The organism is Pseudoalteromonas sp. NZS37 (genome assembly GCF_015864265.1).
GTDB lineage: Bacteria > Pseudomonadota > Gammaproteobacteria > Enterobacterales > Alteromonadaceae > Pseudoalteromonas > Pseudoalteromonas arctica.
Genome location: NZ_JADYXL010000021.1, coordinates 1 through 7,860, shown reverse-complemented (window position 1 = coordinate 7,860; position 7,860 = coordinate 1). Strand labels below are relative to the sequence as shown.

Here is a 7,860-nt window from a genome sequence, read left to right as displayed (position 1 = left end):
CTTTACTTGCATCATTACGAATCTGAATGTAATCCGGAGAACTGTATTCTTGTATCAGATCAAGAGCTCTATTTTTTCTTTCACGATTAGTTTCATGGATAACTATTAAAGTTGCAGAAAGTCCTGCACCAATACCCGCTCCTAGGAGTGCAGCCCCAAGACTACCTGTTAATGCACCGACTACCGCACTAAAAACACTCGTAATTGTTATTGCTTCCATTACCCCTCCAAGGGATCAATTAATACCGACCAAACCAGACAGCCACTTTAATTGAACAAACAAAACTGTGCCACAAAATTAGCTCTTCAGGTTCATAATTAACCTTTTATTACTGGGTCGTTTTCATTTCATCTATTAAATAAGTCATTACATTTTTAAACCCAAATTACACGCATGAAAATAACTCCGTAATGGCATTTTTAACTTTTACTGAACTGTTTTAATTTATGCGAGTAGCTTTTCGCAATTGCTAATATTTGATCGCCGTTTACGCTTTAAATTTTCACAGTAACTTGCTTGTGAAGTGGGTCTACCTACTGCACCATGAAATACGCGCGTAAATTGCGTAGTGAGTTTTAGCCAGTTATCTGGGGATATATTAAGCCTTTCTAGCAAAGGAAGGTTCATATTATCAATATTCCCGCGCTTATCCTCTCGTATTATTCGCCCTGTTAGCTCAACGAGTTCAAGGTACGATTTAAGCTCAAACGGCAGCCCTTTAGACATAATCTGACGTGGCATGCCTGCAAAACGTAGTAACTGCTTAGGTTGTTTACCTTCTGCCGCGCATGTTAAGCGATTTTGTACACTGGTATGGTCTGACTCTTCTGGTGTGTTAGCCATTTTAGCCCTAATGGGATTTAAATCGACATAGGCCATACACGCTGCAAGTGCTGCTTCATCTAGTAATGCTTGCGATTTGAATCTACCCTCCCAAAATCTACCCGTGCAGTTATCTTCTTTATTTGCTCTGCGGGCAATGTCTTCATTTAATAGCCGCATAAACCAGCTGATACTTGATAAGCGTTCGCGGTATTGCTTTACTGTTTGATTAAAAATGATAAGTTCAACTTTACTTAGCTTTTCACCTTGTACATATTTTTGCGTTAACAATGTGCCTTTACAGAGTTTATGCCAGCGAATAACAATCGCTTTATCATTCAGCCTGTTTGCTTTCTTATCATCTACATATAGTACCAAATGGGTGTGATTACTCATTACGGCATAAGCACATACATCAATACAAAATATTTTTGCGAGCATAAGTAACTTATCTTCAACCCAACCTCTACGATGCTCGTAAGATTGACCTGTAAAACGGTCTTCGCCACATAAAAATGCACGACGCACGCAACGTGAAATACAATGGTAGTATTTTGTATCAACCAAACTTACTTGACGCTTTCTTGCAATTGCCATAAGAGACCCTGCCTGTTTTTTTGCACTAATTAAAACGTAGTCGTTAATTTTAAAAAGAGCAAAATTTAGGATGGGTGTCACTGTTAATATTGGGATCATGGCACATGATAATCATGACACCATAGCTCGAATATATCTCAGTACCTTTGCTTTTCAGCAAGCTTGTGACGCATCATTACTGTGATATGAGATACATGATAATTAAAGAAAAACATTTATTTTGATGTTTATACATTAGCTCGTCTTGACTTCAAGGGAGCGTCCATATATGTCATTCTAATTCGTAGTGTAGAGGTTGGGAGTCCAATTATCTTGTTATCTGATGCACAGCCCAACACCATCTGAATCAATATAAGTATCATTCTTTTCTTCGATTTTACGTGAGTTAAACTCTTCCATTTGTTCCCAATCCCCATTCACTATTGATTTATGTAGCAACAAATGCATTTTGTTTTTTGGGTATATTTCTGGAAGGTGATATGCAATGAAATCATTTGGTATTCGTTCAGCGTTTTTAGACTGCTCCAAATTTAATAGCTCAATAGAGTCTAAGATTGAGCGATAGTAGAGTTCAATCAACTTGTTATTAATATCTGTCGAGTATTTGACATCATCACCAATAGGGTCGTGAAATTTAACACTCGGAGCTTGATACAAATCATAAGCCACACTGGCTACTGAAAAATGAACTGGGACAGGACCTTGCTGTGATTGTGACTTGTATTTAAGCATTTTATTTGCAGACACTGTTGGGACTTTGAACCCTTTTGCTTCTACTGCAAACTGTTTTGAACGAGTATCACAATATAAATCGGGTCTTTCGCCCTTTATTAGATGACCCCCCTGAACCATTGCATCCTCATAGTTATGAGTATATTTGGCGCCGTATATTTTCTTCGATAAAAAATCTGCTAGAGCTTTTCCAATTTTATTTGAAATTTGACCTAGCTCAGTTGGATCATTAGATATTATTCTTGGAATAGAAAAATGGTCAGGTTCAGACCCCCAATATTGTACAAATTCAAACATAAACCCCAAGAATCGAGGTGAATTATGTGGAGACTTACTTACTCCCATTCCAGCAAAAGCTAAATGCTTAATAAATTGTAAGTAGGACAAATTAAGTTCTATGTCTTCTATTTTTCCTTTATCGTTTAAGTGCTCAACCTTTATTTTCATACTATTCCTTCAGATAACGAGCCTGTAGATTAACTCGTTTTTTATTTATTTTTATTTATAAATAAAGCATAGCTGAGTTCCTATTTTTTTCAATCTATGACTGTACTTCTACGGAGCATATAAAGACGTGTTTGATATTGTTTTAATTAGCATTTTGGAAAGTATTCCTGCTGCAGAGCTTCAAAAGTACGCTGGTATAGCGCCTGTTATTGAGCGCAGTGGTCAAAAGATGTGGACTCATTGGCGTTATAGTTGCCCCACTTTCTTAAGGCAAACATTTGTGGAATGGGCAGGCTTTTCTATTCGTTATTCGTTTTGGGCTAAAGCGTATTATGAGCAACAAAAAGCCAAGGGTAAGCCGCATAACAGCATTATTAGATCACTGGCATTTAAATGGATAAGGATTGTATTTAGGTGTTGGAAAACGAATACACCCTACAATGAATCGACGTATTTAGCGGCCTTAAAACGCAGAGGCTCACTACTTTTAAAATTTGCAGTTAATAGCTAAATTTTACTAGTCGTCCACCTCAGGGCGTGTTGTTAGCTTGTGCCTTCGCCACTTTGAAATTTACCTTTCCAGAACTTTATCTTAAGTAAGTCAACACAGAATGCTAATAACAGACCAATTGGAGCTACTAACCAAAAGTCTGCATTTGCCGATAATATCAATTCAATTAAGTTACCAGCCAAAAGGAACATAAAGCAAAACAAAGGAATAAAAATATAATATAAACCTCCAATTCCTCCATCATCGTACTGAAAGTTAAATAACATTCCTACTGACCAAATGATTAAAACGACAATATTGAAAGATGTGAACCAATATATTCTATGCAATGAAAACTCCATATTCAAAAGCAAGCTAACGAGCCTGTAGATTAACTCGTTTTTAAATTTGTTTTTATTGATAAACAAACCATAGCTGAGTTCCTATTTTGGTTCAATCGATTACTGTATTTTTACGCAGAATATAGAAGTGTTTGATATTGTTTTAATTGGCGTTTTGGAAGGGATTAAGGGTGGTTGAGTGGCTTTTATTTAGGGTAAAAGGGCTTACCCTTCTTAATGCATCGTGTTTTGCAGCTTTTCTATATTATGAACAAGGCAATACAGTTGCCACACAATAAAGTAAAGGCATTCACTTTTGTTTGACCCCGTAAGGTCAATTTATTCATGCCTTTGTTCACTGTAATGTTCCGCTTTTTATTTAAAGGAAAGCCGGTTCAATACAGCCGAGTCGTTTGCCATTCTTTAATAAACAGATATCGTCCCGATTGGGCTGTCTATTGTTACTTTCATTTTGTCTACATAGCTCAGCTTTTTGCGTGATTCATTATTTATAATAATGCACTCTTCATACTGTTTTTATTGGCTTTTTTCCTAATGATTAGGATGGGTGTCATCCTAATCATTTTACTAAGCTTCAGCAATCTAATATCGATATTATCTCACTAGAGTGCCATAACTCCCATGTACCAATGGATTTACTAGAACTTATTCGCGGTAAAAAAGTAATGGTAGGCGCAATTGATGTAGCAAATCATACTATCGAAACGCCAGAGGAAGTAGCTAATACGCTACGTAAAGCACTGCAATTTGTAGATGCCGACAAACTCTACCCGTGTACAAACTGCGGCATGGCTCCACTACCTCACCATATAGCCAGAGGTAAACTAAATGCCTTGAGCGCTGGGGCTGAAATTATAAGAAAAGAATTATTAGAAAAGAACTAGAAAAGTAGCTTTAAAATACAAATTGTAAACAATAACAGCTGTCGCACCATACCATAGTGAAATCCATAAACATGGTGCGTTAGTTAAAACCTACCAAAGAACAAAGTTTAGGTTAGTTATTTAATTTTTTTTATTAAAAAGCTCTAGCCTGTTTTTTGAAAAATCGATAACTGCTTGCTGGCTGAACAAGATTGGTTTGTTAGGTGCGCTGTTCATTTAAACTGAATCTTGTTTCTTACAAGTTCAAAAATACACGCCCCAGTTAAAACTGCATATACACCTAGAATAAAGTAAAACATAGTTGGGCTGGTTTCAAGTGAGTAATCTTCGCCTCCTTTGGGAGAAACTTGACCAGTAAGTAGATCGTGAATGAAGAGAAAGGTAAAAAATAGACCACAAGAAACCAAAAGTATCTTGTCAGATTTTGAGTGTTTTTTCATAAACTATTTTCAGCCAATTTTCCTTTTGAGAAGCTTTAGCAAAATTCGAAACAACTGCCTTTTGCTTGTAGCACCTAACAATTTTGTCTACGATATTTGTCGTTTTATAAACCGACAAATGTCCACATATCACAATGCATTTATCTTAACCATCAAATAAACACCTGTAAACAATTGGTTAACTTTAAGGTTTTTTCCTTAATGTAGAAATACACAGAAACAAATACAAACCTGACAGCCACCTTAATCGAACAAACAAAACTGTGCCACTAAATACAAACCTGACAGCCACCTTAATCGAACAAACAAAACTGTGCCACTAAATTAGCCAATCAGGTTCAAAATTTATCTTTGATTACTGGGTCACTTTCATTTCATCTAATAAATAAGTCATTAGCACGCTAAAACCTGAATTACACGCATGATAATAACTACATAATTACAGTTTTAATGTTTACTGAATGGTTTTACTGAGTAGTTTAAGTTTTATGCGAGTAACTTTTCGCAGTTGCTAATATTTGTTCGCCGTTTCCGCTTTAAATGTTCACAGTAACTTGCTTGTGAAGTGGGCCTACCTACTGCACCATGGAATACGCGCGTAAATTGTGTGGTGAGTTTTAACCAGTTTTCGGGGGATATATTAAGTCTTTCTAGCAAAGGAAGGTTCATATTATCAATGTGCCCGCGTTTATCCTCTCGTATTATTCGCCCTGTTAACTCAACAAGTTCAAGGTACGATTTAAGCTCAAACGGCAGCCCTTTAGGCATAATCTGACGTGGCATACCTGCAAAACGTAGTAACTGTTTAGGCTGTTTACCTTCTGTCGCGCATGTTAAGCGCTTTTGTACACTGGTATGGTCTGACTCTTCTGGTGTGTTAGCCATTTTAGCCCTAATGGGATTTAAATCGACATAGGCCATACACGCTGCAAGTGCTGCTTCATCTAGTAATGCTTGCGATTTGAATCTACCCTCCCAGAATCGTCCTGTGCAGTTATCTTCTTTATTTGCTCTACGCGCAATGTCTTCATTTAATAGCCGCATAAACCAGCTAATACTTGCTAGGCGTTCGCGGTATTGTTTAACCGTTTGGTTGAAAAAGATGAGTTCAACTTTACTTAGCTTTTCACCTTGTACATATTTTTGCGTTAACAATGTGCCTTTACAGAGTTTATGCCAGCGAATAACAATCGCTTTATCATTCAGCCTGTTTGCTTTCTTATCATCTACATATAGTACCAAATGAGTGTGATTACTCATTACGGCATAAGCACATACATCAATACAAAATATTTTTGCGAGCATAAGTAACTTATCTTCAACCCAACCTTGTCGATGCTCGTAGGATTGACCAGTAAAACGGTCTTCGCCACATAAAAATGCACGACGAACACAGCGTGAAATACAGTGATAGTATTTTGTATCAACCAAACTTACTTGACGCTTTCTTGCGATTGCCATAAGACACCCTGCTCGTTTTTTGTACTAAACAAAGGCTAGCCTCTAACTCCGTAAAGTGCAAAATTAAGATGGGTGTCTTGTTTATTTATCTTGTTTATTTAGATGCCAACATAAAAATGCACGTCGCACGCACCGCGAAATACAATGGTAGTATTTTGTATCAACCAAACTTACTTGACGCTTTCTTGCAATCACCATAAGACACCCTGCTCGTTTTTCGCACTAAATAAAGGCTAGCCTCTAACTTCGAAAAGTGCAAAATTTAGTATGGGTGTCTTGTTAATTTCTGTTAATTTCATTTAAATTTAGGATGGGTGTCTTGTTTAATTTGTAATGGTGAGCAAACAAGGCAGCATTTTGTAACTACATTTATAGAGCACCTAAACGGTGTTGACTTTGAAAAACGTAAAACAGTAAAAATTCGTGACCGATACGACGCAAGTGTACCTACAGTTGTTAGCCCTGTTAGCCGTCAAAAGTCTGTGTTTGTTGAAGACGCTAAATTTTTACGCAAGCAAACCAAACAACCGATTAAATGGGCATTGCCAGGCCCAATGACAATGATCGACACGCTTTACGATGACCATTATAAAAGCCGCGAAAAACTAGCGTGGGAATTTGCCATCATTCTTAATCAAGAAGCAAAAGAATTAGAAGCCGCAGGCGTTGATATCATCCAATTTGATGAGCCCGCGTTTAACGTATTTTTTGATGAAGTGAACGACTGGGGAATCGCCTGTTTAGAGCGAGCAATTGAAGGGCTTAAATGCGAAACCGCAGTGCATATTTGCTATGGCTACGGCATTAAAGCAAATACAGATTGGAAAAAAACACTAGGAAGCGAATGGCGACAGTACGAAGAAGCATTCCCTAAGCTTCAGCAATCTAATATCGATATTATCTCACTAGAGTGCCATAACTCGCATGTACCAATGGATTTACTAGAACTCATTCGCGGTAAAAAAGTAATGGTAGGCGCAATTGATGTAGCAAATCACACTATCGAAACGCCAGAGGAAGTAGCTAATACGCTACGTAAAGCACTGCAATTTGTAGATGCCGACAAACTCTACCCGTGTACCAACTGCGGCATGGCTCCACTACCTCACCATATAGCCAGAGGTAAACTAAATGCCTTGAGCGCTGGGGCTGAAATTATAAGAAAAGAATTATTAGAAAAGAACTAGAAAAGTAGCTTTAAAATACAAATTGTAAACAATAACAGCTGTCGCACCATGCCATAATTAAGCCCATAAATATGGTGCGATAGCTAAAACCGGCTAAAGAACAAGTTTAGGTTAGTTATTTAATTTTTTTTATTAAAAAGCTCTAACCTATTTTTTGAAAAATCGATAACTGCTTGGTATTGAGTAAAAAAAGGAGAGCCTAACAAGCCATGTACTCCCTTTTCACCACCCGCCACCTGTACATACCGACCAAACCAGACAGACACTTTAATTGAACAAACAAAACTGTGCCACAAAATTAGCTCTTCAGATTCAAAATTTATCTTTTAATATTGGGTTACTTTTATTTCATCCATTAAATAAGTCATTAGCACGTTAAAACCTGAATTACACGCATGATAATAACTACATAATTGCAGTTTTAATGTTTACTGAAT

4 protein-coding genes and 5 pseudogenes are annotated in these 7,860 nt (G+C 37.1%); 3 read left to right on the top strand and 6 right to left on the bottom strand.

The window, feature by feature from the left end; translation table 11 throughout:
• From I6F47_RS19925 to I6F47_RS19915, 3 genes are all read right to left on the bottom strand, one after another.
• On the bottom strand, nt 1–220 hold a 220-nt coding region (locus tag I6F47_RS19925), incomplete at its 3' end, for a hypothetical protein (protein WP_197184414.1).
• A 225-nt stretch (nt 221–445) separates the two neighbouring features.
• Nucleotides 446–1,420 (bottom strand): transposase, encoded by a 975-nt coding sequence (locus I6F47_RS19920; protein WP_197184413.1) that lies wholly within the window; start codon nt 1,418–1,420, stop codon nt 446–448.
• A 315-nt stretch (nt 1,421–1,735) separates the two neighbouring features.
• Nucleotides 1,736–2,599 (bottom strand): hypothetical protein, encoded by an 864-nt coding sequence (locus I6F47_RS19915; RefSeq protein WP_197184412.1) that lies wholly within the window; start codon nt 2,597–2,599, stop codon nt 1,736–1,738.
• Between the two features lie 169 nt (nt 2,600–2,768).
• Between I6F47_RS19915 and I6F47_RS19910 the strand changes: the two are divergent.
• Nucleotides 2,769–3,110 (top strand): annotated as a pseudogene (locus tag I6F47_RS19910) (transposase); the annotation flags it as partial.
• A gap of 554 nt (nt 3,111–3,664) precedes the next feature.
• On the opposite strand, the pseudogene I6F47_RS20785 reads toward I6F47_RS19910, so the two are convergent.
• Nucleotides 3,665–3,940 (bottom strand): annotated as a pseudogene (locus I6F47_RS20785) (hypothetical protein); the annotation flags it as partial.
• A gap of 74 nt (nt 3,941–4,014) precedes the next feature.
• Here I6F47_RS20785 and I6F47_RS19905 point away from each other — a divergent pair.
• Nucleotides 4,015–4,335 (top strand): annotated as a pseudogene (locus I6F47_RS19905) (methionine synthase); the annotation flags it as partial.
• Between the two features lie 926 nt (nt 4,336–5,261).
• Here the strand turns inward: I6F47_RS19905 and I6F47_RS19900 are convergent.
• Together I6F47_RS19900 and I6F47_RS20780 are read right to left on the bottom strand one after the other, a co-directional pair.
• Nucleotides 5,262–6,236 carry a transposase gene (locus I6F47_RS19900; RefSeq protein WP_197184411.1) on the bottom strand — a complete coding sequence of 325 codons (975 nt, stop codon included), beginning with the start codon at nt 6,234–6,236 and terminating at the stop codon, nt 5,262–5,264.
• Nucleotides 6,237–6,344: 108 nt separating this feature from the next.
• Nucleotides 6,345–6,434, bottom strand: a pseudogene (locus I6F47_RS20780) (Mobile element protein); the annotation flags it as partial.
• Between the two features lie 125 nt (nt 6,435–6,559).
• On the opposite strand from I6F47_RS20780, the pseudogene I6F47_RS19895 reads away from it, so the two are divergent.
• Nucleotides 6,560–7,423: pseudogene (locus I6F47_RS19895) on the top strand (methionine synthase); the annotation flags it as partial.
• Nucleotides 7,424–7,860 lie beyond the last annotated feature (437 nt).